The following is a 1,701-nucleotide window of genomic DNA, read 5'->3' on the forward strand; positions in this document are numbered from 1 at the left end:
TTGAGAGTAAACCTCTCAAAACTAAACAAAGTTTCAACAATGTGTAGGTTTCCGTTTTATTCCTTAGAAAGGAGGTGATCCAGCCGCAGGTTCTCCTACGGCTACCTTGTTACGACTTCACCCCAGTCATCTGCCCTGCCTTAGGCGGCTCCCTCCAAATGGTTAGGCCACCGACTTTGGGCATTGCAAACTTCCATGGTGTGACGGGCGGTGTGTACAAGGCCCGGGAACGTATTCACCGCGGCATGCTGATCCGCGATTACTAGCGATTCCGACTTCGTGTAGGCGAGTTGCAGCCTACAGTCCGAACTGAGAACGGCTTTAAGAGATTAGCTTACTCTCGCGAGCTCGCAACTCGTTGTACCGTCCATTGTAGCACGTGTGTAGCCCAGGTCATAAGGGGCATGATGATCTGACGTCGTCCCCACCTTCCTCCGGTTTGTCACCGGCAGTCTCACTAGAGTGCCCAACTTAATGCTGGCAACTAGTAACAAGGGTTGCGCTCGTTGCGGGACTTAACCCAACATCTCACGACACGAGCTGACGACGACCATGCACCACCTGTCATTGCGTCCCCGAAGGGAACGCCTCATCTCTGAGGTTGGCGCAAGATGTCAAGACCTGGTAAGGTTCTTCGCGTAGCTTCGAATTAAACCACATGCTCCACCGCTTGTGCGGGCCCCCGTCAATTCCTTTGAGTTTCAACCTTGCGGTCGTACTCCCCAGGCGGAGTGCTTAATGCGTTAGCTCCGGCACTGAAGGGCGGAAACCCTCCAACACCTAGCACTCATCGTTTACGGCATGGACTACCAGGGTATCTAATCCTGTTCGCTACCCATGCTTTCGAGCCTCAGCGTCAGTTGCAGACCAGACAGCCGCCTTCGCCACTGGTGTTCTTCCATATATCTACGCATTCCACCGCTACACATGGAGTTCCACTGTCCTCTTCTGCACTCAAGTTGCCCGGTTTCCGATGCACTTCTTCGGTTAAGCCGAAGGCTTTCACATCAGACCTAAGTAACCGCCTGCGCTCGCTTTACGCCCAATAAATCCGGATAACGCTTGCCACCTACGTATTACCGCGGCTGCTGGCACGTAGTTAGCCGTGACTTTCTGGTTGGATACCGTCACTGCGTGAACAGTTACTCTCACGCACGTTCTTCTCCAACAACAGAGCTTTACGAGCCGAAACCCTTCTTCACTCACGCGGTGTTGCTCCATCAGGCTTGCGCCCATTGTGGAAGATTCCCTACTGCTGCCTCCCGTAGGAGTATGGACCGTGTCTCAGTTCCATTGTGGCCGATCAGTCTCTCAACTCGGCTATGCATCATCGCCTTGGTAAGCCGTTACCTTACCAACTAGCTAATGCACCGCGGGCCCATCCTGAAGTGATAGCCGAAACCATCTTTGAAACGAAAACCATGTGGTTTTCGTTGTTATGCGGTATTAGCACCTGTTTCCAGATGTTATCCCCCGCTTCAGGGCAGGTTGCCCACGTGTTACTCACCCGTCCGCCGCTCACTGGGAATCCAACATCAAATCAGTGCAAGCACGTCATATCAGTTGGGCCAGTGCGCTCGACTTGCATGTATTAGGCACACCGCCGGCGTTCATCCTGAGCCAGGATCAAACTCTCATATAAAATACAAGAACTTGAATAGCTCTAATTCAAATTAATTAAGCGAATTGACTTCGCAAATG

1 rRNA gene is annotated in these 1,701 nt (G+C 52.3%); it reads right to left on the bottom strand.

The window, feature by feature from the left end:
• Window positions 1–67: 67 nt before the first annotated feature.
• Window positions 68–1,642, bottom strand: a 16S ribosomal RNA gene (locus tag H5R64_RS01090).
• Window positions 1,643–1,701 lie beyond the last annotated feature (59 nt).

Origin of the sequence: Limosilactobacillus fastidiosus, assembly GCF_014145505.1 — a bacterium.
Taxonomy (GTDB): domain Bacteria; phylum Bacillota; class Bacilli; order Lactobacillales; family Lactobacillaceae; genus Limosilactobacillus; species Limosilactobacillus fastidiosus.